This is a genomic window from Amycolatopsis albispora, from assembly GCF_003312875.1.
Taxonomy (GTDB): Bacteria; Actinomycetota; Actinomycetes; order Mycobacteriales; family Pseudonocardiaceae; genus Amycolatopsis; species Amycolatopsis albispora.
The window spans coordinates 6023566-6047358 of the sequence record NZ_CP015163.1 but is presented as its reverse complement, the minus strand read 5'-3'; the positions used below and the strand labels follow the sequence as shown (position 1 = coordinate 6047358).

The window sequence follows — 23793 nt, the reverse complement described above, 5'->3', positions numbered from 1 at the left end:
CCCTGCGCACTCCTCACTGTTCACGCCGGGGTCGAAGCGGTTTCCTTCACGGTGGCCACCACCTGGTGCGACGGCAGGATCGAGGCGCGTTCCTCCGCCGCGTCGATCTTGCCTTCGAGCAGGTCCACGAACCGGTCCAGCTGGGTGGCCAGCGGTTCTCGCGCGGTGACCAGCTCCGGGATTTCGATCACCGTCTGCTGGCGGTAGCCGAGCCCGTCCGGGGTGACGGCGTCGTGCGAAACGTGGCGGTAGATGGTCACGTCCCGCCGCAGCAGGTCGATTTCGATCAGGCGGTCCAGTTCGGACACCACCAGCGAGCGCACCTTGCGCTGGCCCAGCCGCGAGGCCGACACCGTGGCCAGCCCGGTCGGGAAGGTCAGCACCGTCTCGATGGTGTCCTCGGCCCCCTCCACCGACGACGGGTGGAAGTACCCGGCACCCGAGGTGACGCGCGCCGGGGTCTGCCCGCCGAAGAACTGGATGGCGATGTCCACGTCGTGCACCAGCAGGTCCCACGCCACGCCGGTCTTGATGCGCGGGGCGTACGGGCCGTGCCGCCGCGCCATCAGGTGGATGGGCTCGCTGACCAGCGCCCGCGCGGTCATCACCGCCGGGTTGTAGCGCTCGAGCAGCCCGCACATCAGCGGGATGTCCTTCGCCGCGGACAGCTCGACGATCTCCTGCGAGGCCTCCAAGCTGTTCGAGACCGGCTTCTCCACCAGCAGCGGCTTGCCCTGCGCCAGCACCTCCAGCGCCAGCGGGTGGTGCACCTCGGTGGCCGCCGCCAGCACCACGGCGTCCACATCGGACAGTTCGCCGATCTCCGGGGTCCACCGCGTCTCGAACCGCTCGGCCGCGGCGCGGCCCGCCTCCTCACGCGGGTCGATCACGCGGGTCAGCTCCACGCGCTCGTTCTGCGACAGCACCCGGGCGTGCAGCGAGCCCATGGTGCCGGTGCCCACCAGTGCGATGCGGTGCGTCATGCGCCGAGTACCTCGCGAACCGTCTCGATGATCTTGTCCAGGTCGTCTTCGGTGAGCTTCGGGTGCACCGGCAGCGAAAGCGCCTGCGCGGCCACCGAGCGCGCCACCGGCACGCTGTCCAGGCTCGCGTCCGGGATCAGCTCGTGCCCGCGGTAGCAGTCGTAGTCGAAGACCACCTTGGGGTAGTAGATGCCGTTGCCGATGCCGCGCTCGGTCAGCGCGGCGGCCAGCTCGTCACGCGAGAGGAAGGCGTGCGGGCCGACCAGCACGGTGTACTGGTGCCACACGTGCTCACGGCCGGGCAGCACCTGCGGCAGGTCGAGCCCCGGCGTGCCGGCCAGGCCCTCGGTCAGCCGCTTGGCGTTGCGCTGGCGGGCCGCGGTGATGGTGTCCAGCTTCGCCAGCTGAGGGATGCCGACCGCGGCGTGCAGGTCGGTCATCCGGTAGTTGTGCCCGGCGACCTCGTACTGGTAGCGGGCGCGCATGCCCTGGTTGCGCAGCACGCGCAGCCGGTCGGCCAGCTCGTCGTCGTCGGTGGTGATCACGCCGCCTTCGGCGGTGGTGATGTTCTTGGTGGCGTAGAGCGAGAAGCAGCCGAGGCCGAACGAACCGGAGCGGCGCCCGTCGAAGGTCGCGCCGACCGCCTGCGCCGAGTCCTCCACCAGGTGCAGCCCGCGCTCGGCGGCGAGCGGGGCCAGCTTGCCCATGTCCGCGGTCTGGCCGTACAGGTGCACCGGCATGAGCACCTTGGTGCGCGGGCCGATGGCCGCGGCCACCGCGTCGGGGTCGACCGCGAAGTCGTCGCGCCGGATGTCGGCGAAGCGCACGGTCGCGCCCGCTTCGAGGATCGCGTTGAGCGTCGCGACGAAGGTGAACGGCGAGGTGATCACCTCGTCACCCGGCTTCAGGTCGAGGACCTGCAGCGAGGCGACCAGCGCGGTCGTGCCGTTGTTCACCGCCACCGCGTGCTTGGTGCCGGAAACGGCCGCGAAGGCTTCCTCGAATCGCTTCACCATCGGGCCCTGCGCGATGGCGCCGGATCGCAGCACTTCGACGACCAGGTCCTCCGCATCGCGGACGTCGACCACGGTAATGGGGATCATGCAGCAGTCTTTCACCTCGGCGGACACTTCCGGCGCGTCAGGTACAGTCGTGCCTCGGCATGGCTAGTAGCCCCCTGGGTCGGCACCGGTGCTGGCACTGACGCGGGCGTCACGATACCCGCCGGTCGCAAGTGGCTTCCCGCTGCCGCCTCGGCCCTGGTGCGCGGGCCTGAAAGCGGGCCTCAACAATAAGGGCGAAGACACACAAAATGAGCAGTGCACGCATTCTGATCACCGGCGCCGGTGGTTCGGCCGCCTACAACTTCCGGGACGCGCTCGCGGTCTCGCCGAACGAGTACTCGGTGGTCGGCACGGACATCAAGCCGTACCACCTCGAGCTGCTCGACGTGGAGGCGAAGTACCTGGTGCCGCCGGTCTCCGACCCCGGATACACCGACGCGATCAACCGCGTCATCGAGGCCGAGCGAATCGATTTCGTGCACCCGCAGCCGGACGTCGAGGTCGGTTTCCTGGCCGAGAACCGGGACAGGCTGAACGCCCCCACGTTCCTGCCGGACGCCGGTGCCATCGCACTGTGCCACGACAAGATGGCCTTCAACGCGCACATGAAGGCCAACGGCGTTTCGGTGCCGGAAGCCATCAAGATCGATTCCCAGGCCGATCTGAAGGGCGCGCTGGAGGAACTGCTCAAGATCAATCCCCGGGTGTGGCTGCGGGCCATTCGCGGCGCCGGGTCCCGTGGCAGCCTGCCGATCAACTCCTACTACCAGGGCGACGCCTGGATCGACTACTGGCGCGGCTTCCGCGGCCTCGACTACGGCGACTTCATGGCCAGCGAGTACCTGCCCGGCGAGGAGTTCGCCTGGCAGAGCCTGTGGCACGAGGGCGAGCTGATCACCTCGCAGGCCCGCTCGCGGATCGAGTACATCTTCGGCAACCTCACCCCCAGCGGGCAGAGCTCGTCGCCGTCGGTGGCCAAGACGGTCAACCGCGACGACGTGAACAAGATCGGCGAGGCGGCCGTCCGCGCGGTCTCGGCCAAGCCGAGCGGCGTGTTCTGCGTGGACATGAAGGAGAACGCCGGCGGCGTGCCGATGGTCACCGAGATCAACGTCGGCCGGTTCTTCACCACCAGCAACTTCTTCGCGCACGCCGGGCTGAACATGCCCGACATGTACATCCAGCTCGGCCTGGGCAAGCAGCTCACCGAGAAGCCCGCCGTGTACAACCCGCTGCCGGACGACCTGTACTGGGTCCGCATGATCGACATGGGGTACAAGCTGGTCAAGGAAGGCGAATGGACCGCCAAGCAGATCTGAGGGTGCTCGCCTTCGATTTCGACGGCACGCTCTTCCGGCTGCCGGTCGACTTCGCGGGCCTCAAGGCCGATCTCGGGCTCGCGCCGGACGCGAAGCTGGGCCCGCTGTTCCAGCAGTACCTCGACGAAGGCAACACCGAGGGGCTGGACGTGGTGACCCGCTACGAACGCGAGTCGGTGCCGCGCGGCGAGTTCACCACCGGCGCCCGCGAGCTGCTCGAAGCGCTCACCGGCCGGTACCAGCTCGCGATCGTGACGCGCAACTCACGGCACTGCGTGTTCGACGCGCTGGGCAACCTCGCGGACGGCTTGTTCGTGATCGGACGGGAGGACGTCGCCCGGCTCAAACCGGACCCCGAAGGCGTGCACGCGGTGCTCAAGCACTTCGGCGTCACGGCGGAGGAGGCCGTGCTGGTCGGCGACACCTACCACGACGTGGAGGCCGCGCACGCCGCCGGAGCACGCAGCGTGATCGTGCGCAACGAGTCGCTGAAATTCCGGCCGGAGGGCGCGGACACCTACATCGAAACGCTCAGTGAGCTGCTGCCCGCGCTCGAAGGCTGACCCGCCGGGGTTGGTACCGTCGTCGGTGGTCATCGGCCCCATCTGATAAGGAAGTGCCAGGTAGACATGGCTGTGCAGGAAAAGCTGAAGGAAGTCTTCGTCGAGGCTCTCCAGCTCGAGGACGGGGTCGACGTCGAGAACCTGAAGTACCGCGACATCGAGGCGTGGGACTCGGTCGGCCACATGGCGCTGGTCGCCGCCATCGAGGACGAGTTCGACGTGCAGTTCGACACCGACCAGGTGATCGACATGAGCAGCTTCAAGGTGGCCGTGGACATGGTCAAGGAGCTGCAGGAGCAGGCGTGAGCACGCTCTCGGGAAAGGTCGCACTGGTCACCGGCGGTACCCGCGGGATCGGCCTGGCCACGGTACGGGCGCTCGCCGAGGCGGGCGCCACCGTGGTGCTCACCGGTCGTGACGAAGCGGCCGCCAAAGAGGTCGCGGAGTCGATCGACGGTCAGGTGAGCGGTCTCGCGCTGGACGTCACCGACCCGAAGGCGGTCGCGTCGCTGGTGCGCGGGGTCGCCAAGGAACACGGGCAGCTCGACATCGCGGTGGCCAACGCCGGGATCATGGAGGGCGGCCTGCTCGGCATGATCCGCGCCGAGGACGTCGACCGCACGCTGGCCACGAACGTGGCGGGCACGCTGCACACGGTGCAGGCGGCCGCGCGCGCGATGATGCGGAAGAAGACCGGCTCGATCGTGGTGCTGGCCTCGGTGGTCGGCGAGTACGGCAGCGCCGGGCAGACCGTGTACGCGGCGTCCAAGGCCGCGGTGGCGAACATCGCCAGGTCCGCGGCGAAGGAGCTGGGGCGCTCCGGCATCCGGGTGAACGCGGTGGCGCCGGGCGTGATCGAGACCGCGCTGACCGAGAGCCTGAGCGACGAGGTGCGCGCGTCGAACGCGGAGAGCACCCCGCTGGGCAGGCTCGGCAAGCCGGAGGAGGTCGCCGCGGCGATCCGCTTCCTGGCCGGCGACGAGGCTTCGTTCATCACCGGTCAGGTGCTCGGCATCGATGGAGGCTTGGTTCTGTGACGCTGCTGGGTGCGGGTGCTCGGCTGATCGACGCGGCCGGGGGCCGCACGCTAGCCGGGACGGAACTCGAGGAGGAGGTCGCGCGGCTCGCGGCCGGGTTGCAGCTGCTGCCGCCGGGGGTGCTGTTCGCGCGCACCTCGGTCGACCTGGACAGCGTGCTGCGCTACCTGGCCGCCTTCGAGGCAGGCCGGGCCGTCGCGCTGATCGACCCGGCGCTGGACGCCGACGTGCTGGCCGGGCTGATCGAACGCTTCCGGCCCGCGGCCGTGCTGCAGGCGCCGGACGCGCCCGCGCCCGCAGGTTACGACCTCACCGACGGGCACTGGGTGCGTGCGGCGCTCGACGGCGTCGAACCGCACCCGCACCTGGCCGTGTTGCTGCCGACCAGCGGCTCCACCGGCAATCCCAAGCTCGTCCGGCTCTCGCGCTCGGCGATCCTGTCCAACGCCGACGCCATCGCCGAGGTGCTGGAGATCGACGCCGACGAGGTCGCGCCGACCAGCCTCCCGCTGCACTACAGCTACGGGCTGTCGGTGCTGAACTCGCACCTGGTGCGGGGCGCGACCGTGGTCGTCGAGCCGTCCGGCGTGCTCGGCCGCGGCTTCTGGGACGCCGTCGACGAGTACAAGTGCACGTCGCTGGCCGGTGTGCCCTACCACTACGAGATGCTCCGGCGGCTCAAGTTCGATCCGGAGAAGTACCCGAGCCTGCGCACGCTGACCCAGGCGGGCGGCAAGCTCCGCAGCGAGCTGATCACCGAGTTCAACGACAAGATCCGCGCGGTCGGCGGCCGGATGTACGTGATGTACGGCCAGACCGAGGCCGCGCCCCGGATCTCCACCGTGCCCGCTGACCGGCTCGCCGAGAAGCTCGGTTCGGTCGGTCCCGCGCTGCCCGGCGGGCGGTTCACCATCCGCCGCGACGACGGCGAGGAGACCACGCACCCGAAGATCGTCGGTGAGGTCCTCTACCGCGGGCCGAACGTGATGATGGGGTACGCGGAGAACGAGGGCGAGCTGGCCGCCGGTGACGAATACGGCGGCGAGCTGGCCACCGGCGACCTCGGTTACCTCGACGAGGACGGCTACCTGTTCATCACCGGCAGGCTCAAGCGGATCGGCAAGGTCTTCGGCAACCGGGTCAGCCTGGATGATCTCGAGCAGGCCGTGCGTTCTGCTTCGGTGGGGATCGACGTGGTGGCGGCGGTCGCGGCCGGGGACAAGGTCGTGCTCTTCGCCGAAGGCGCTGATCGGGAGGCCTGCAAGGCGGCTTCCCGCGCCCTGTCGGAGCGGCTGCACCTGCACACCAGCGGCTTCGACGTGCGTCCTCTGGACACCGTGCCGCTGCTGGCCAGCGGCAAGATCGACTATCGGACGCTGGAGAGCCAGGTATGACCGTGTTCACCCTGTCGCAGGCGGAGCGGGAGGCCACGCTGCTGCCGCAGCTGGCCGAGCTGACCGCCCACCACCGCGCCAACTCGCCCGGCTACGACCGGATCCTGTCCTCGCTGGGCATCGCGCGTGACGCCGAGTTCGGCTCGATCGCCGAGCTGCCGTGGCTGCCGGTCCGCATGTTCAAGACGCACGACCTGAAGAGCGTGCCGGACGACGAGGTGTTCAAGACGCTGACCTCGTCCGGCACCACCGGCTCCGGCGCGTCGCGGATCTACCTGGACAAGGAGGCCGCCGGCGCGCAGACCAGGCAGCTCGGCGCCACCCTGCAGACCGTGCTCGGCGGTGAGCGGCTGCCGATGCTGATGGTGGACACCGTCGGCATCATCAAGAACCGCCGGTCGTTCTCCGCGCGCGGCGCCGGGGTGCTGGGCATGGCCAACTTCGGCCGCAAGCACGTCTACGTGCTCGACGAGCACGACAAGCCGGACGTCGAGGCGGTCAAGGGCTTCCTGGAGCGCCACGGCGACCAGCCGTTCCTGATCTTCGGCTTCACCTTCATGGTCTGGCTGTACCTGTACGAGGTGGCCAGGGACAACGGGCTCGACCTGTCGAACGGCATCCTGATCCACTCGGGCGGCTGGAAGAAGCTGATCGACCGGTCCGTGGACAACGACGAGTTCCGCCGGCGCTTCCGCGAGGACACCGGCCTGCACCAGATCTACAACTACTACGGGATGATCGAGCAGATCGGCACGGTGTTCCTGGAGGGGCCGTCCGGTGGTTCGCTGTACTGCCCCGACTTCGCCGACGTGGTGATCCGCGACCCGGAGACCTGGGCCGAGCAACCGGTCGGCAAGCCCGGCGTCATCGAGGTGGTGAGCACCCTGCCGCGGTCCTACCCCGGTCACGTGCTGCTGACCGAGGACCTCGGCGTGTACAACGGCATCGACGACGGGGACTGGCCGGGCAAGCACTTCTCGGTGCTGGGCAGGCTGCCCAAGGCCGAGGCCCGCGGCTGCTCGGACACCTTCTCGGGGCAGGCGGCATGAGCCTCACCCAGCGTTTCCCGGTGGGTCCGGAAGTGCCGGTGACCGAGCTGGTCTCGCGGCTGCAGTCCGAACCGGACGGTGGCAGGCTCAAGGTCGGCGACCCGCGCATCGTCGAGTTCCTGACCAAGTTCGCGCGCAAGCTGCTCGCGCCCGCGGTGGCCCGGCGCTACCCGGAACTGGCTTCGCTGGGCTTTTTCCTGCGCAAGGGGGAAATCCAGAAGGCCCTTTCCGGGTTGTCGGACACCGGCGACGCGCTGCGGTTCCCGCGTGGCTTGGTCTTCCACGTGCCACCGGCCAATGTGGACACCATTTTCGTCTATTCGTGGGCGTTGTCCGCGCTTGCCGGAAACCACAACGTGGTGCGGGTTTCCTCGCGTTCGGCGGGTGCCGCCGAAGAAGTGCTCGCCGCGCTGAACGCCGCACTGTCCGAAGTGGACTCGGAAACCGCGCGGGTGATCACGCAGACCCAGCGGATGATCACCTACGACCGCAGCGACGAGATCAGCGGCGCGCTGTCGCTGGCCGCCGACCTGCGGGTGATCTGGGGCGGTGACGGTTCGGTGAAGGCGCTGCGGCAGTACCCGCTCGCACCGCACGCGCGGGACCTGACCTTTCCCGACCGGTCCTCGTTCGCGGTGGTCTCGGTCGCCGGGTGGCAGGCCGCGTCCGAAGCCGAGCGCCGGGGTGCCGCCGAGGGCTTCTACAACGACTCGTACTGGTTCGACCAGGCCGCCTGCTCGTCGCCGCGCGCGATTTTCTGGGTCGGCGACGCCGACGCGGCGGCCTCGGCCGGGGTCGAGTTCCGGCGCCTGCTCGGCGAGGTGCTCGCCGCGAAGCAGCATGTCACCGAACCGGCGATGGCCGTGCAGAAGCGCGTGTCGGCCTACGGTGCCGCGGTCGACGGCCTGGTCACTTCGATGACCTTCGACGGGAACGCGGTCGCCACCCTGGAACTGACCGAGCCGGCGGCGTTGCCGCGGGAATGGCTGGGGGCGGGCACCTTCGCCTCGGCGAGTGTGCGTACCCTTTCGGACTTGGTGCCGATCGTGGTGCGCAAAGATCAAACCGTCAGCCAATTCGGGTTCGGCCGCGAGGAATTGGTTGAGTTCGCGACCGAACTGGCGGGGCGCGGGGTGGACCGAATCGTTCCGTTCGGTTCGGCGCTCAGTTTCTCCGCCGTCTGGGACGGTTACGACCTGCTGGCCGAGTTCAGCCGCTTGGTGAGTGTTCCGGTGTGAGCACGCCCGACGAGGAGACACGACGACCGATGACGACCGTCGAGCCCGAACAGACCGCCGTCGAGGTGGCCAAGGGGCCGAAGTCGACCAAGGCGAAGCTCATCGACGCCGCCCGCTGGCTGGCGATCGCCGTGGTCATCTTCTTCGCCGCCCGCTCGCTGATCACCAGCTGGGACGAGTTCTGGGTGACCATGAAGGGCATCCCGTGGCTGTCCTCGGCGTTGTCGCTGGTGGCGCTGGTCGGCAGCATCGCGGTCGGGGTGTACGCCTGGCAGATCATCGTCGACGAGCTGGGGAAGCCGATCGGGTACGCGCGGGGCGCGCAGATCAACCTGGTCGGCTCGCTCGGCAAGTACATCCCCGGTTCGGTGTGGGCGTACCTGCTGCAGATGGAGCTGGGCCGCAAGGCGGGCCTGGCGCGGGCGAGGATCTTCACGGCGTCGCTGATCCACCTCGGGGTGGGCGTGGTGGCGGCGCTGGTGCTGTCGATCCTGGCGATGCCCGCGGTGTTCGCGAACAGCCCGCACGCCTGGTGGCTGCTGGTGCTGCTGCCGATCGGCTTCACCGCGCTGCACCCGCGGGTGCTGACCTGGGGCACTTCGCTGGTGCTGAAGATCCTGCGCAGGCCGCCGCTGGACCACCGGCTGTCGTACAAGCTGATCGGCAAGGTGTTCGGCGCGCTGGTGCTGGTCTACGCGCTGCAGGGCACGCACCTGTGGCTGCTGGCGAACTCGGTCGGCGCGCCCGGTTTCGGCGGTTTTGTGCTGTGCATCGGCGCGATGGCGATCGCGATGACGTCGGGTACCTTCGCCTTCATCCTGCCGAGCGGGGTGGGCGCGCGGGAGTTCGCCATGGTCGCCGTGCTGACCGCCACCGCGATCTCGGGCCCGCAGGCACTGGCGTTCGCGGTGGCCTCGCGGGTCATGTTCACCGTGGCGGACCTGATCACCGCCGGTGGCGCCGCGCTGACCGCCCGGCTGCAAGCGCGCCGCGCGGCCTGACCCCCTGTGGGGTACTACCCGGTCGGTACGCGGTTGTAGAGCGGCTGACCTGGGGAAACGTGGTTATCCCCAAGTGTCCCCACCCCTGTGGACAACTCGCGCTTCTGGGGTGGTGGGGCACCCCGGTTTTTCAGTGTGACTACGGCGAAGACCTCGTTGTCAAGGCTGGGGGGCTTACCTTGACAACGAGGTCTTCGCCGTGTTCTGGGCTTGGGACCGGGGTGAGGTGGGGACTGGGTGCTTCTTGGCTGGCTATGGGTGCCCGGCCGCCGGTTCCCGCGCGCCGGGGCTCACGGGATGGACACGAATGTGGCTTTCGGGGCGAAATCCGCCCCGAAAGCCACATTCGTATCCAACGTCCCCTTGGGTGCAGGCGAGCCAGCGGGTTCAGGAGAGCCAGCAGGTTCCGGCGAGCCAGCTGAATCCGCGTTCATCCACACCCGCCCACTTGTCCACAGCCGCCGCGCACATCCGCCCCACCGCCCAAGGGCGGGACTACGCTGGACTTGGGGACGCCCCCCTGGGAGTGGCGGGGGTGTATTGATTTGGGTGTATTCGGGTGGACGTACGAGTGGGCAGGGCGTCGGTGTCACGAATGTGGCTTTCGAGACGCTGAACGTCTCGAAAGCCACATTCGTGACAACCAAGCCGCTTAAGGCACCAGTTGGTAGAGCGAAGCGTCCGCGTTTCGGTAGACCAGCCGCAGGAAAGGTTGCCCGTCCAGACCGACGAGGCCTTTCTGCCGCGTGGCTTCCGGCGGGTAGCCGTACTGGCCGACGAGGACCCAGCGGATGTTCAGCCGCTGCACGGCGGCCCGCACGGCCGGGTCCGTCTCGTAGTCGCGGAAGCGGTCGGCCAGCAGGAGCGCGTCTGCCGGGGGCAGCGCCTGGTCGTAGTGGCCCGCCACGCCGCGCACCCCGCTGATCGCGTACACCCACGCACCGCCGTCGAAGCGGTCGTTCATCACCCAGTCGCCCGGTTGCGCGCGCTTCTCCAGCTCCAGCATCGCCTGCGCCTCGTCCGGGCTGACCGGCAGCTTGTGCTTGTCCACCCCGGGCCCGTTGCCGTACCCCGGCGTCACCCAGCCGGTGTTCGTGCCCGTGTACAGGCCGTTCGTGATCCCGACGAACCCGGCCAGAACCACCACCGCGGTCACCGGAGCCAGCCACGAGGGCGAGCGCCACCGCGAGATGCCGTCCTTCAGCCACGTGGCCAGCTCGGCCAGGCCGTGCGCGGCGATCACGCACAGCGGCACCATCGCCATCGACACGAACCGGTACGGGTCGTCCCACCACGGCCGCGAAATCGCCATCACCAGCGGGTGGTTCGACGAGGACACCGCGATGTACAGCAGCCCGGACACCAGCGCGGTCCCGCCGATCCAGCGCAGCCCGTTCAGCTTCCGGAAGAACACAAAACCCAGGAACAACGCGGCGGCCAGCCAGATCTGCGGCCGCGGCATGTCGTGCTGGAAGCTCAGCAGCGTGCCCAGTGCCGAGCCGGTGGTGCCCTGGCTCGGCCACCCCCAGTACGGCACGTCCCCGCTGGCCAGCCCGATCGCGCCGAACAACTGCATCGCGGCGACCACCACGCTCGCCACGCCGATTGGCAGCAGCGCCAGCAGGTCGCGCCCGACCGCCTTCCACTTCGCGGCCGACAGCCACCGCTGGACGATCATCGGCAGCGCGAACACGATCCCGGCGAACAACGTCGACGAGTGCACGGTCAGCAGCCCGACCGCGGCGAGCACAAAAACCAGCCCGGTGTCGAGCGCGGGCCGCACCAGGTACCGGTGCAGCGCGACCGTGCCGAGCGGGGTCAGCGCCAGCCCGAGCAGGAACGGCAGCAGCGGCCCCCGCGACATCGACTGGTACATCACCGCGGTCGGCGCGATCGCCACCAGCGCCACCGCGCCCGCCAGCACCGCCCGCCCGCGGAACTCGCGGACCACGGCGACCAGCGACAACGCCAGCAGCCCCGGCAGCAGCAGCGTGTTCGTGTTCATGATGGCCGGGATGGTGGCGCCGCTGAGCTGGTAGGCCACCGTGCCGACCAGGTGGTACGCGTTCGGGTAGAACAGCCCGCCGCGCTCGGCGTACCAGTTCGTCAGGCTGGTGCCGAACAGGCTGCCGTCGCCGGTGTCGGCGATGTACCGGATCGCGTTCGCGTGGTACACCGCGTCGAAGCCCTGCGAGATCGCGTCCAGCTCGACCAGCCCGCGCCACACGGTGAAGATGCCGACCGCCGCCGCGAACAGCAGGCAGGCCAGCACGGAAAGGTGCCCGGTGCGCGCCCACAGCGGGGCATCCGGTTCCGGACGCGAGCGCCGCGTGACCAGCCAGCGCAGGCCGAACGCCACCCCGGTGAACACGATCGTGGCGATCACGAACGTGAGCACGTTGAACGGCAGCCCGATGGCCGCCAGCCACGGCCCGGCCAGCCCGCCGATCGCGTAGGTGAACAGCGGCGCCATGCCCGCCAGCACCCAGCCGCGCAGCCCGGCCGCGAACCCGGTGAGCAGACCCGGGAGGAAGATGACCAGCGCGTACAGCGCGATGGTGAGGGCGTCGAACACTGGGCTGGTACTGGTGGGCACACTTCCCCCGGGCTAGGTGGTTCCGCGCGGAATCTCGGGTGAGCCTAACGATGGCCGAGTTCACCCGATTCGGGGCCTGGCTCAGCCGATCACCCCGGCGCGGCTACGACGTTCGTCTCGTCCGGTGCCTCCGCACGGAGGATTCGGTACAGCGTCGCGTCCGGATTGCGGTAGACGACTTCGAGGAACGGCAGGCCGTCCAGCGCGGCCATGCCCGGGGATCGCTTGGTGGAGTTGACCTCGCCGCTTTTCGCGGTGACCAGTACCCAGTGCAGGTTGCGGCGCTCGACCGCGTCGCGCACCGCGGAACTGGTGCCGTACTCGGCGAAGTGCTGCGTGAGCAACTCGGTGTCGGCCTGCCTGCCCGCGCGCTCGTCGTGCGCGATGATCGTGCGGACGCCGCCGATCGCGTAGGTCCACACGCTGCCGTCGAACCAGTCGTTCATCGCCCATTCACCGGGCTTGGCGCGCTTGCCCAGCTCCAGCATGGCCGCCGCTTCGTGCGGTGTGACCACCACGGCCGCATCCGGCGCACGCGCGGTGTTTCCCCAGGTCAGCGCGACGTAATCGGCGTTGTCGCGCAGGTAGGAGCCCTGTGAAAGGACGAGGAAACCGCCGAAGGCGAGCACCGCGGCGAGCGCACCCGCCACCCGCGGCGCGAACCGGCCGCCGAGGTCGCGCAGCACCCGCTGGACCTCCGCGATGCCGTGCCCGGCGAGCACGCACATGGCCAGCCCGGCCATCGCGACCAGCCGGAACTTGTCGTCCCACCACGGGCGCGCGATCGCCATCACCAGCGGGTGGTCCGAGGTCGCGACGGCGAGGTAGAGCAGGCCGAACAACGCGGCCGAACCGGCGGTCCAGCGCAGCTCGCCGAGCCGCCGGAAGCCGATCAGCCCGAGCACCACGGCACCGGCCAGCAGCAGCTGCGGATCGAGTGAATTGTGCGAGAACAACAGGAGTTCGCCGACGGCCTGCGACGGCGTGGTGTTGGCGACCCAGCCGGTGTAGGTGAAGCTGCTCGCCAGCTGCAGCGCGCCGAGCAGGTGGGGCAGCGCGAGCACCGCACCACCGAGCAGGACCGGCAGCAGCACCACCAGGTCACGCGCCCGCCGTCGCCACACCAGCAGCGGCACCACGAACAGCAGGCCGCCGAACAACGCGCTGGAATGCACGGCGAGCAGCGCGACCGCGCCCGCGGCCAGCACCAGCCCGGTGTCGGCCGCCGGGCGTTGCAGGTACCGGTGCCCGGCGACGACGATCAACGGCGTCAGCGCGACCGCCAGCGTGTACGGCAGCAGCGGGCTGCTCCACGCGCCGTAGGTGACCATCGTGGCGCCGACGGTGGTGAGCGCGCACGCGCCCGCCAGCACCGCGCGCCCGCCGAAGTGCCGGACCATGGTCACCGTGGACAGCGCCAGCAGGCCACCGGAAAGCATGGTGTGCGCGTTCAGCACGGCGGGCACGGTGGCGCCGGTGAGCTGGAAGACCAGCGCGGCGGGCAGGTGGTAACCGTTGGGGTAGAAGAGGCCGTCGTCGTACCAGTGCAGCGAGCCCAGCCCGAACAGCCCGCTGTCCCCGCTTTCCGCGATGTACCGGATGCCGTTGGCGTGGAACGGCGCGTCGAAACCCTGCGAAATCGCGTCGATGCCGCCGAGCCCGCTGTACACCGCGTACGCGCCGATTCCGGCGGCGAGCAGTACGCAGGCGACGACCCCGGCGTGTGCCCGCGGCGCCCACACCCGATCGTGGACCACGCCCGCCTGGCGGAAACGCCGCGTGGCCGCGGCCAGCGCGGTGAGCAGCAAGGTGCCCGCGACGAACGAGTATCCGTTGAACGGAAGGCCGACCAGTGGCAACAACGGGCCGAAAATGCCACCGACGGCGTACCCGAGCAGCGGGGCCAGCCCGGCCAGGCGCCACCCGCGCAGCCCGGCGGCGGCGCCGACGAGCACCCCCGGCGCGCCCAGCACCAGCAGGAAAGCGCCGACCGGCCACAACGCGGACCAGCCGGAAGTCGAAATGGGCACAACGCACCCGCACGTGGTGAGGCCGCCGGCGGCGCCGGCGGGAAACGGAATTCGAGTGTCGCCGAAACTCCCCGGTTTCCCCGGCGATACGTCGAGTTCACGCCCTGCCGGGTGGCACGGTTGCCTCGAAAGGGTGGAATGAAACGTTCCAGGGCGAATTTCGATACCTTCACGTGACCACCGGACTGGGGGCGGTGCGGCGGCGGAGGGTGAGGGTCAGGTGGTTTTTGCCGTGCTGGGCGCGTGGCTCGCGCTCACCGTCGGGGTGCTCGCGGCCTGGCGGCAGATCAACTCGGTGCGGGCGTGGCGAGTGGCCGCGTTGTTGCTCACGCTCGCGCTGTCGTTGATTCACCAACTGTTGTTCGCCACCGTCGCCGAAGACGCGTTCATCAGTTTCCGCTATTCGCAGAACATCGCCGAAGGCCACGGCGCGGTGTTCAACGCGGGGGAACGCGTCGAGGGATATTCGAACTTCCTCTGGGTGGTACTGGTGGCCATCCCGAAGACGTTGTTCGGTTTCGACATCGTGCGCACGGCGTCGGTGCTCGGGGTGCTCTGCGCGCTGGCCTGCGTGCTCGCCGCGTATTTCACGGTGAACCGCGTCGTCACCGAAACGCCCGGCCTCGGCGTCGCCGCCGCGATCCTGACCGCGGGCGCGACCGGGCTGGCCGCCTACGGCCCGTCCGGCCTGGAGACCCCGCTTTTTGTGCTGCTCGCGCTGCTCATGTGCCACGCGCTCGCGGCGGGCCGCGCGGTGGTGGCCGGGGTGGTGGTCGCGCTGGCCACGATGACCAGGCCCGACGGGGTGGTGCTGGCGGTGGTCGCCGGGCTGTGGCTGGTCAACGCGGCCGCGCGCGGGCGGGTCACCTGGTGGTGGCCGGGCGGGTTCACGCTGGGCGCGCTGGTGCTGGTGGTGCCGTGGACGGCCTGGCGGGTCACCTACTACGGGCACCTGGTGCCGAACGCCGTCGCGGCGAAGCTCGGCGGTTCGCTGGGCTGGCAACTGGAGCAGGGCTGGACGTACCTGTCGTCGTTCGCGTTGGTGCACCAGGGTTATCTGCTGATCGCCGTCGCCGGGGTGACCGCGCTGCTGCGACGGCGGCGTGAGCTGACCGCCGAAGAGAAGCGCGGCCGGTCCGCGGGGTGGCTGGTCTTCGCGCTCGGGTTCGCCTACCTGCTGTTCATGACCTACGCGGGCGGCGACTGGATGCCGGCGTGGCGGCTGCTGGCGCCGGTGCCGGTGTTGTTCGCGGTGGGCGCGGTGGCCGCGTACGGCGTGGTGACCGGGGCGGTGCCGTCGCCGCGGCCGCGCACGCAGCCGGTCGGCGGGAAACTGGTGCCCGCGGTGGCGCTGGGCCTGTGCCTGCTGTCGTTCCTGGTGTCGGCGATGAGCCCGTCGGCGCTGCCGCTGATGCACGAATGGCGCGGCAAGATCGCGCAGATGGAAGAGGTCGGCTCGTGGCTCGGTGAGCGGCTGCCGCCGGGCACGGTGATCAGCACCTACGCCAACGGCGCGCTGTCCTACCGCGCGGGCACGCAGCTCGTGGTGGTCGACGTGCTGGGGCTGACCGACGAGCACATCGCCCGCGAAGGCCACCGCGACGAGACGCTCGGCCCGGTCGGGCACATCGCCAACGACTACGACTACGTGGTCAACGGCAGGCGGCCCGCGCTCGCGGTGACCACCGGCAGCGGGTATTCCGACCGTCAGCGCTGCGGCGCGGACCCGGTGTACGCGGCGCTGTACTCGGTGGCCACCTTCCGCCGCGAGGGCACCGACCACTGGATCGCGGTCTATCCGCGGGCCGAGCACGCGCCCCGGCTGATCGAGCGGCTGGACGCCGATCCGCGGTTCACCTACGTGCCCTGCCCGTAACGGCGAACTGGACAGTAACCTACGGTCGCGTAACCTGGCGGGTATGGCTGAACTGGTGTACCCGCCCGTCGTGCTGGCGGCCAAGTTGATGTTCCGCGTGCTCGACAACAAGCTTCGGGTGGACGGGGCGGAGCACATCCCGGCCACCGGTGGGGCGGTGATCGCCTGCAACCACGTGAGCTACCTGGACTTCATCTTCTGCGGGCTGGGCGCGCAGCCGGCCAAGCGGCTGGTCCGGTTCATGGCGAAGCAGGAGATCTTCACGAACAAGGTCGCCGGGCCGCTGATGCGTGGCATGCACCACATCCCGGTGGACCGCTCGGCCGGTGCCGCCTCCTACCGGGAGGCGGTGGCGCGCCTGCGGGCGGGCGAGGTGGTCGGCGTGTTCCCGGAGGCGACGATCAGCCGGTCGTTCACCGTGAAGGAGATCAAGTCGGGCGCGGTGCGGATGGCGGCGGAGGCCGGGGTGCCGGTGGTGCCGATGGCGCTGTGGGGCACGCACCGCCTGTGGACGAAGGGCCGCCCGCGCACGCTGACGAAGCGGCACGTGCCGATCCTGATCCGGGCCGGCGAGCCGTTCCAGCCGAAGCCGGAGGAGGACGCGGAGGTGCTCACCAAGGACCTGCGGGCGCGGATGAGCGCGCTGCTGGAACGGGTGCAGGCCGACTACCCCGAACAACCGGCCGCGGAGGACGACCGCTGGTGGCTGCCCGCCCACCTCGGCGGCACCGCCCCCACCCCGGAAGCCGCCGCCGCCATGGACGCCCGCCGCGAATAGGCCATGTCACGAATGTGGCTTTCGAGACATCTGGCGTCTCGAAAGCCACATTCGTGACATCGGCGCGGCTCAAAACCAGCGTTCCAGGACCTGGGCGACTCCGTCCTCCGAGTTCGGTGCGGTGGTTTCGTCGGCGACGTCGAGCAGGGCGGGGTGCGCGTTCGCCATGGCCACGCCGTGCCCCGCCCACTTCAGCATGTCGATGTCGTTCGGCATGTCCCCGAAGGCGACCACCCGCTCGGCGGGCACGTTCAGCCGCTCGGTCACCCAGCCCAGCCCGCTGCCTTTCGTCATGCCCGGCGCGGCCAGCTCGATCAGCCCCGAGTTCGACGAGTACGTGATGTCCACCGCCTCCCCGAGCACGGTACGCGCGGCTTCGGCCATCTCGTCCGAGGTCATGTCCTGCTGCCGCACCAGCAGCTTCACCGCCGGGTGCCCGAGCGTCTCGGCACGCGGCACCGAGAAGCCCTCACCGTCGCCCCACGGGTTCCGGTAGCCGGTCTCGTAGACGTAGTTGTGGATCTCCGGGTCGACCGCGCGCCTGCCGACGCGTTCCGCGGCGAACCGGCAGTCCGGGATGGCGCGTTCGAGTTCCTTCGCGTAGTCGATCAGCTGGACCGGCTCGAGCCGCCCGCGGACCTCGACCACCTCGTCCTTGCCGATGTCGTAGATGACCGCGCCGTTCGAGCACACAGCGTAACCGGTTAACCCGGCTGGGCGAGCGACAGGCGGGATCCAGCGGGGCGGGCGGCCGCTCGCCAGCACCACCGGCACGCCGTCCGCGGCCGCCCGCCGGAGCGCGGCGAGCGTGCGCGCGGTCAGCTCGGCCAGCGGTGAGAGCAGGGTGCCATCGATGTCGGACGCGATCAGCAGGGGTTTCTCCACCCCGCCAGTTTTCCAGAGCGCACCTGATCCGGGCTCGACCCGGCATGGTCACCCACCGCTTCGCCCCTACGCTGAGCTGGTGCGAGTAGGCATTGTGATCCTTCCCGAAGATCGTTGGTGGGCGGCCGAGCCGAAGTGGCGGGCGGCCGAGGAGTATGGCTTCGACCACGCCTGGACCTATGACCACCTCGGCTGGCGCGACCTCGTCGACGGCCCGTGGTTCAGCGCCATCCCGACGCTCACCGCCGCCGCCACGGTCACCGAGCGGATCCGGCTGGGCACGCTGGTCGCCTCCCCGGTGGCCCGGCACCCGGTGCCGTTCATGCGGGAGCTGATCACGCTCGACGACATCTCCGACGGCCGCGCCCTGCTCGGCGTGGGTGCCGGGGTCTCCAGCGCACACTACGACGCGGTAGCCATCGGCGAGCCGGAGCTGACCGACCGCCAGCGAGCCGACCGGTTCACCGAGTTCGTCGAGGCGCTGGACGGCCTGCTGTCCCAGGACAAGTTCGACTACCCCGGCGAGTACTACACCGCACGCGGGGTGCGGAACCTGCCGGGTTGCGTGCAGCGGCCGCGGCTGCCGTTCCTGGTCGCCGCGAACGGGCCCCGGACCATGCGGCTGGCCGCCCGGTTCGGCTCCGGCTGGGTGACCACCGGCCGCAAGACCGACGACCTCGAGCAGTGGTGGCAGGGCGTCGGCGAGGCGGTCGCCAGGTTCGACGAGATCCTCGCCGCGGCGGGCCGTGAGCACGACGGCATCGACCGCTACCTGAGCCTGGACGCGGCGCCGGTTTTCTCGCTGAGCAGCGTGGGCGCCTTCACCGACGCCGCCGGGCGCGCGCGGGAGCTGGGCTTCACCGACGTGGTTTCGCACTGGCCGCGGTCGAGCAGCTGGTACGAGGGCCGCGAGGCGGTGCTCGAAGAGGTGGCGGCGGATGTACTCCCCGCGCTGCAAGCCAGCTGAGATTCACCCTATCGAGTGACACTTGGTCGAGATGGAAACCGATTACTGGTCTCGGGAGTCATCGTTCTAGTAGCGCGAACCAGACTGAGCCGGGTGACGCCCGGACTCGAAGGATCACCCCGGGGGTGATTGGGGGCGAGACGGCCTCCGCGTGGCCACACACGGGCAGGGGCGGCCCGGCCACGCGGAGGTCTCTCCGTTTTCGCGGCGGAGAATCCTCAGCGCAGGATGCGGTAGATCATCGCGTCCGGGTTCGCGTAGATCTTCTCCAGGAACGGCAGCCCGTCCAGGTCGCGCAGCCCCGGCGCCCGGAGCACGTCCGGCTTGATCGAGCCCGAACCCAGCAGCACGTGGTGCACGTTCAGCCGCTCCACGGCCGCGCGCACCTCCGGGTTCGTGTCGTACTCGCGGAAGTGGTTCGACAGGTAGGTGGCGTCCGGCGGGGCCACGCCGGGGTCGTAGTGCCCGGCCACCGGCCGCACGCCGGAGATGGCGAACAACCACGCCGTGCCGTCCAGCCGGTCGTTGAGCACCTTCTCACCCGGCACGGCGAACTTGCCCATCTCCCGCATGGCGTCGACTTCGAAGTCGGTCACCGGCACCGGACGGCCCACCGATTCCGGGCCGTTGTGGTAGGCGTAGGCCACCGCCGTCGCGTTCGCCGTGGTGTAGAAGCCGTTGGTGCCCACGGCCAGCACGCTGACCAGCAGCACCGCGCTGGCCACGCCGATCCGGGCTGGCAGGCGCGGGCGTGCCTTGACCCAGTCCCAGCCCGCGGCCACCTTGGCCAGCAGCCGTTGCAGTTCGGCGAGGCCGTGCGCGGCGAGCAGGCAGAGCGGGATGGCGGCCAGCGACATCAGCCGGTATCGGTCGTTCCACCACGGCCGGGAGAACGAGATCACCCACGGCAGCGCGCCGTAGCAGGCGACCAGCACGAAGATGCCGGACAGCAGCAGCGCGGAGAAGGCCACCCAGCGCATCGAGCCGAGCGCCCGCGCGGTCAGGATGCCCGCGACCAGCAGCACGCACAGCACCATCTGCGGTTCCTGCAGCACCTGCCGGAAGGTCAGCAGCTGGGCCAGCGCCGAGGAGACCGGGATGTCCGACGCCCACGGGATGTAGGGGTAGGAGCTGGAGGTGAAGGCGATCGCGCCGAGGATCTGCGGTGCCGCCAGCACCAGGGCGGCGACCCCGGCCGGGACCATGCGCAGCAGGTCCCGCCACCACACCCCCTCGCGTCTGAACCAGCGCTGGAGCAGCAGCGGCACGGTGAACAGGATGGCGCCGAACAACGCGCTCGAATGCGCCAGCAGCAGGCCGACGATGGTCAGCGTGAACACCATGCCGGACTCCACGTCCGGCCGGGTGAGGAAGCGCTGCAGGGCGACCGCGGCCAGCGGGGTCAGCACGATGCCCAGCGCGAACGGCAGCAGCCCGCTCGACACCGATTCGTAGGCGCCGGTGGTGGCCGCCCCGGCCACGATGGCGGCGCTGCCCGCGAAGGCCGCGCGGCCGCCGAACTGGCGGATGGCGGCGACCAGTGACAGCGCGAAGATGCCGGCGATCGGCACCGTGATGCCGTTCAGCGCGGCCGGGATGCTGGCCCCGGAGATCGAGTACACCAGCGCGCCGACCAGGTGGTAGGCGTTCGGGTAGAAGGAGCCGTCCGGGTACCAGTTGATGGTCGACATGCCGACCAGCGAGCCGTCGCCGGTCTCGGCGATGTAGCGGATGCCGTTCGCGTGGTAGACGGTGTCCCAGCGCTGGAAGACCGAGCTGGCGCCGTCGGCGGCCGAGAGCACCACGATCATCGACAGCGCGGTGGCCAGCAGCACGCAGCCGATCACCGCCGCGTGTGCCCGCCTGCTCCAGGTGGGGCCCTTCGGCTCGGGCACCTTCGACACCCAGCCACGCGAGCGCGCCAGCATCCGCACGCCGAAGGCCAGCCCGGCGATCAGCAGCGAGAAGGCGGCGGCGGTGGCCGTGTTGTACGGCAGGCCGGCCATGGACAGCCACGGCCCGGCCGAACCCAGTGAAAAGTAGGTGAACAGCGGGGCGAGCCCGGCGAGGGCCCAGCCCCGCAGGCCGGCGCCGATCCCGATCAATCCGCCCGGCACCGCCAGCACGACCAGGTAGACACTGATCGTGCTCAGGGAGGTCCAGAACGTATCCGGTGTTGGCACGGCTTCCTACGGTGTATTCCAGGGGTTGGCAATGGGCGGCGCGCAGTCCGTCCGGGGTACGTGAGTACCCTGGGCGCCCGTGAGCGCGCAGACGAACCCCGTCAAGATTACTGAACACGAATTCGCCGGGTACGACCTGATCGTGGTTGGGTCGGGTTTCTTCGGCCTGACCGTCGCCGAGCGGGCCGCCACCCAGCTGAACAAGCGGGTGCTGGTGCTCGAGCGCCGCAGCCACATCGGCGGGAACGCCTACTCGGAGGCCGAGCCCGAAACCGGGATCGAGGTGCACAAGTACGGCGCGCACCTGTTCCACACCTCCAACAAGCGGGTGTGGGAGTACGTGAACCAGTTCACCGAGTTCACCAACTACCAGCACCGGGTGTTCGGCAAGTACCAGGGGCAGGTCTACCCGCTGCCGATGAACCTCGCGCTGATCAACCAGTTCTTCGGCAAGTCGCACACGCCGGACGAGGCGCGCGAACTGATCGCCAAGCAGGCGTCGGAGTTCAACACCGAGGACGCGAAGAACCTCGAGGAAAAGGCCATTTCGCTGATCGGACGCCCGCTCTACGAGGCGTTCATCCGCGGTTACACGGCCAAGCAGTGGGAGAACGACCCGAAGAACCTCGGCGCCAACATCATCACCCGGCTGCCGGTGCGCTACACCTTCGACAACCGCTACTTCAACGACACCTACGAGGGCCTGCCGGTCAACGGCTACACCGCGTGGCTGGAGAAGATGGCCGAGCACGAGAACATCGAGGTGCGGCTGAACGTCGACTACTTCGACGTGCGCGACCAGATCCCCGCGGGCACCCCGACGGTGTACACCGGGCCGCTGGACCGCTACTTCGACTACTCCGCCGGCCGGTTCACCTGGCGCACGGTCGACTTCGAGTCCGAGGTCGTCGAAACGGGTGACTTCCAGGGCACCTCGGTGGTCAACTACAACGACGAGGACGTGCCCTACACCCGGATCATCGAGTTCCGGCACTTCCACCCGGAGCGCAAGCACTACCCGAACGACAAGACGGTGGTGTTCCGCGAGTTCTCCCGGTTCGCCGACGAGAAGGACGAGCCGTACTACCCGATCAACACCCCGGAGAACCGCGACAAGCTGGAGAAGTACCGGGAGCTGGCCAAGGTCGAGGCCAAGGAGCGCAACGTGCTCTTCGGCGGCCGTCTCGGCACCTACAAGTACCTCGACATGCACATGGCGATCGGCTCCGCGCTGACCGCCTTCGACAACAAGATCGCCCCGCACCTGACCGACGGTGCCCCGCTCGACGGGTCGCTCGATGCTTGAGAAGAACGAGCCCGCGCCCGAAGTGAAGGTGCTCGCCAAGGTCCAGGGCGCGATCAAGCGCCCGGCCACAGTGAAGGCCGCGCGTGGCCTGAGCCACTTCGGTGAGCACAGTGCGGGCTGGTTCGCGCTGGGGCTCCTCGGCGCCGCCGTGGACCAGAAGCGGCGCAAGGACTGGCTGGTCGCGGCGGCCGGGGTGGTCGGCGCGCACGCCGCGTCGATCGCGGTCAAGCGGGTGGTCCGCCGCCCCCGGCCGGAGCACCCGAGCGTCGAGGTGCTGGTCGGCACCCCGAGCAAGCTGAGCTTCCCGTCTTCGCACGCCACGTCCACCACGGCGGCGGCGGTGCTCTACTCCGGGCTGACCGGGCGTAACCTCGTGCCTGCACTCGTGCCGCCGATGCTGGCCTCACGCCTCGTGCTCGGCGTGCACTACCCGACGGACGTGCTCGCCGGAGCGGCACTGGGCGGGGTCGTCGGCGGTCTCATCCGACGGAAGCTGAAGCAAAGATGAGTGAAGCAACCGAGCGAACCGACGAGAAGGACAAGACCGAGCAGGAGCCGGTCCTGTCCGACGAACTGGAGACGGCGGAAGACGCGCCGGAACCGGAGCCGGTCGCGCCCGCGAAGGGCAAGGGCCCGTTCGGAACCGCGATGGGGGTGCTGAAGACCGCGCGCCCGCGTCAGTGGGTGAAGAACGTGCTGGTCTTCGCCGCCCCCTTCACCGCGGCGCAGTTCGGCAACGGTGGCGTGCTGCTGGACGCCGCCATCGCCTTCGTGGCGTTTTCGCTGGTGGCGTCCTCGATCTACCTGATCAACGACGCGATCGACGTGGAAGCCGACCGGGCGCACCCGACCAAGCGGAACCGGCCGATCGCGGCGGGCATCGTGCCCGTCCCGGTGGCCTACGCCGCGGCCGTGGTGTTCTTCGGCGTCGGGCTGGGCATCTCGTTCCTGGCCAGCCCGCAGTTGTCGATCGTGCTGGTGGTCTACGAGGCCGTGCAGCTCGGTTACTGCTTCGGGCTCAAGCACCAGCCGGTGATCGACCTGGCGATCGTCGGCTCGGGCTTCCTGATGCGCTCGATCGCCGGTGGCGTGGCGGCCGGTATCGCGCTTTCGCAGTGGTTCCTGCTGGTCACCGCGTTCGGCTCGCTGTTCATGGTGGCCGGCAAGCGGTACGCCGAGGTGATGCTGTTCGAGCGCACCGGGGCGAAGATCCGCAGCTCGCTGAAGAAGTACTCGGCGAGCTACCTGCGGTTCGTCTGGGCGACCTCGGCCGCCATCCTGATCATGTCGTACAGCCTGTGGGCCTTCGAGCTGCGTGAGCGCGCCGACGGTTCGGTGTGGCCGGTGGTCTCGATGGTGCCGTTCGTGGTCGCGGTGCTGCGGTACGCCGTCGACGTCGACGGCGGCAAGGCGGGCGAGCCGGAGGAGATCGCGCTCAGCGACCGGATCCTGCAGATCCTCGGCGTGACGTGGGTCGTCACGCTGGGCTTGGCCTACTACTTGTAAACGGAAGACTCACGCACA

At 69.6% G+C, this 23793-nt stretch carries 20 protein-coding genes; 14 read left to right on the top strand and 6 right to left on the bottom strand.

Annotated features, from left to right (window positions below):
* Nucleotides 1–20: 20 nt before the first annotated feature.
* Nucleotides 21–983, bottom strand: a complete 963-nt coding sequence (locus tag A4R43_RS28585; protein WP_113695122.1) for a Gfo/Idh/MocA family protein — start codon at nucleotides 981–983, stop codon at nucleotides 21–23.
* Entirely contained in the window at nucleotides 980–2086 is a 1107-nt protein-coding gene (locus tag A4R43_RS28580; RefSeq protein WP_113697956.1) for a DegT/DnrJ/EryC1/StrS family aminotransferase, read from the bottom strand. Before A4R43_RS28580 ends, A4R43_RS28585 begins: the two co-directional genes overlap by 4 nt.
* Nucleotides 2087–2295: 209 nt before the next feature.
* Between A4R43_RS28580 and A4R43_RS28575 the strand changes: the two genes are divergently transcribed.
* From A4R43_RS28575 to A4R43_RS28540, 8 genes are all read left to right on the top strand, one after another.
* A complete protein-coding gene (locus A4R43_RS28575) occupies nucleotides 2296–3366 on the top strand; it encodes an ATP-grasp domain-containing protein (protein WP_113695121.1) in 1071 nt (356 codons plus the stop codon).
* Nucleotides 3345–3929: an HAD family hydrolase gene (locus tag A4R43_RS28570; protein WP_113695120.1), complete on the top strand. Its 585-nt coding sequence runs from the start codon at nucleotides 3345–3347 to the stop codon at nucleotides 3927–3929. Before A4R43_RS28575 ends, A4R43_RS28570 begins: the two co-directional genes overlap by 22 nt.
* A gap of 66 nt (nucleotides 3930–3995) precedes the next feature.
* The gene (locus A4R43_RS28565) at nucleotides 3996–4235 is read left to right on the top strand and encodes an acyl carrier protein (protein ID WP_113695119.1); all 240 of its coding nucleotides are present in this window, start codon (nucleotides 3996–3998) and stop codon (nucleotides 4233–4235) included.
* The gene (locus A4R43_RS28560; protein WP_113695118.1) at nucleotides 4232–4966 is read left to right on the top strand and encodes an SDR family NAD(P)-dependent oxidoreductase; all 735 of its coding nucleotides are present in this window, start codon (nucleotides 4232–4234) and stop codon (nucleotides 4964–4966) included. The genes A4R43_RS28565 and A4R43_RS28560 overlap by 4 nt, the downstream gene beginning before the upstream one ends.
* Nucleotides 4963–6360: an AMP-binding protein gene (locus A4R43_RS28555; RefSeq protein WP_113695117.1), complete on the top strand. Its 1398-nt coding sequence runs from the start codon at nucleotides 4963–4965 to the stop codon at nucleotides 6358–6360. Before A4R43_RS28560 ends, A4R43_RS28555 begins: the two co-directional genes overlap by 4 nt.
* Nucleotides 6357–7409, top strand: a complete 1053-nt coding sequence (locus tag A4R43_RS28550) for a LuxE/PaaK family acyltransferase (protein ID WP_113695116.1) — start codon at nucleotides 6357–6359, stop codon at nucleotides 7407–7409. Before A4R43_RS28555 ends, A4R43_RS28550 begins: the two co-directional genes overlap by 4 nt.
* On the top strand, nucleotides 7406–8647 hold the full coding sequence (locus A4R43_RS28545; protein ID WP_113695115.1) for an acyl-CoA reductase: 1242 nt from the start codon (nucleotides 7406–7408) through the stop codon (nucleotides 8645–8647). Before A4R43_RS28550 ends, A4R43_RS28545 begins: the two co-directional genes overlap by 4 nt.
* Before the next feature lie 29 nt (nucleotides 8648–8676).
* Nucleotides 8677–9648 (top strand): lysylphosphatidylglycerol synthase transmembrane domain-containing protein, encoded by a 972-nt coding sequence (locus A4R43_RS28540; protein ID WP_113695114.1) that lies wholly within the window; start codon nucleotides 8677–8679, stop codon nucleotides 9646–9648.
* A 652-nt stretch (nucleotides 9649–10300) separates the two neighbouring features.
* Here A4R43_RS28540 and A4R43_RS28535 read toward each other — a convergent pair.
* Both A4R43_RS28535 and A4R43_RS28530 read right to left on the bottom strand, forming a co-directional pair.
* Nucleotides 10301–12223, bottom strand: coding sequence for a DUF6541 family protein (locus A4R43_RS28535; RefSeq protein WP_236808341.1), 1923 nt, complete (start codon nucleotides 12221–12223; stop codon nucleotides 10301–10303).
* Nucleotides 12224–12333: 110 nt separating this feature from the next.
* Nucleotides 12334–14274 carry a DUF6541 family protein gene (locus A4R43_RS28530; RefSeq protein WP_236808339.1) on the bottom strand — a complete coding sequence of 647 codons (1941 nt, stop codon included), beginning with the start codon at nucleotides 14272–14274 and terminating at the stop codon, nucleotides 12334–12336.
* 220 nt (nucleotides 14275–14494) lie between these two features.
* On the opposite strand from A4R43_RS28530, the gene A4R43_RS28525 reads away from it, so the two are divergent.
* Together A4R43_RS28525 and A4R43_RS28520 are read left to right on the top strand one after the other, a co-directional pair.
* Nucleotides 14495–16150, top strand: coding sequence for a glycosyltransferase family protein (locus A4R43_RS28525; protein ID WP_113695112.1), 1656 nt, complete (start codon nucleotides 14495–14497; stop codon nucleotides 16148–16150).
* 43 nt (nucleotides 16151–16193) lie between these two features.
* Nucleotides 16194–16928, top strand: a complete 735-nt coding sequence (locus A4R43_RS28520) for a lysophospholipid acyltransferase family protein (protein WP_113695111.1) — start codon at nucleotides 16194–16196, stop codon at nucleotides 16926–16928.
* Nucleotides 16929–16997: 69 nt separating this feature from the next.
* Here A4R43_RS28520 and A4R43_RS28515 read toward each other — a convergent pair whose 3' ends face one another.
* Nucleotides 16998–17813, bottom strand: a complete 816-nt coding sequence (locus tag A4R43_RS28515; protein WP_113695110.1) for an HAD family hydrolase — start codon at nucleotides 17811–17813, stop codon at nucleotides 16998–17000.
* Between the two features lie 79 nt (nucleotides 17814–17892).
* On the opposite strand from A4R43_RS28515, the gene A4R43_RS28510 reads away from it, so the two are divergent.
* Complete coding sequence (locus A4R43_RS28510; RefSeq protein ID WP_113695109.1) at nucleotides 17893–18780, top strand: LLM class flavin-dependent oxidoreductase; 888 nt, start codon at nucleotides 17893–17895, stop codon at nucleotides 18778–18780.
* 218 nt (nucleotides 18781–18998) lie between these two features.
* On the opposite strand, the gene A4R43_RS28505 is transcribed toward A4R43_RS28510, so the two are convergent.
* Nucleotides 18999–20963: a DUF6541 family protein gene (locus tag A4R43_RS28505; RefSeq protein ID WP_113695108.1), complete on the bottom strand. Its 1965-nt coding sequence runs from the start codon at nucleotides 20961–20963 to the stop codon at nucleotides 18999–19001.
* A 79-nt stretch (nucleotides 20964–21042) separates the two neighbouring features.
* Between A4R43_RS28505 and glf the strand changes: the two genes are divergently transcribed.
* The 3 genes from glf to A4R43_RS28490 are packed head-to-tail and all read left to right on the top strand — an operon-like array spanning nucleotide 21043 to nucleotide 23775.
* On the top strand, nucleotides 21043–22269 hold the full coding sequence (gene glf, locus A4R43_RS28500) for a UDP-galactopyranose mutase (RefSeq protein WP_113695107.1): 1227 nt from the start codon (nucleotides 21043–21045) through the stop codon (nucleotides 22267–22269).
* Nucleotides 22262–22777, top strand: coding sequence for a phosphatase PAP2 family protein (locus A4R43_RS28495; protein WP_113695106.1), 516 nt, complete (start codon nucleotides 22262–22264; stop codon nucleotides 22775–22777). Before glf ends, A4R43_RS28495 begins: the two co-directional genes overlap by 8 nt.
* Nucleotides 22774–23775, top strand: a complete 1002-nt coding sequence (locus A4R43_RS28490; protein ID WP_113695105.1) for a decaprenyl-phosphate phosphoribosyltransferase — start codon at nucleotides 22774–22776, stop codon at nucleotides 23773–23775. The genes A4R43_RS28495 and A4R43_RS28490 overlap by 4 nt, the downstream gene beginning before the upstream one ends.
* Nucleotides 23776–23793 lie beyond the last annotated feature (18 nt).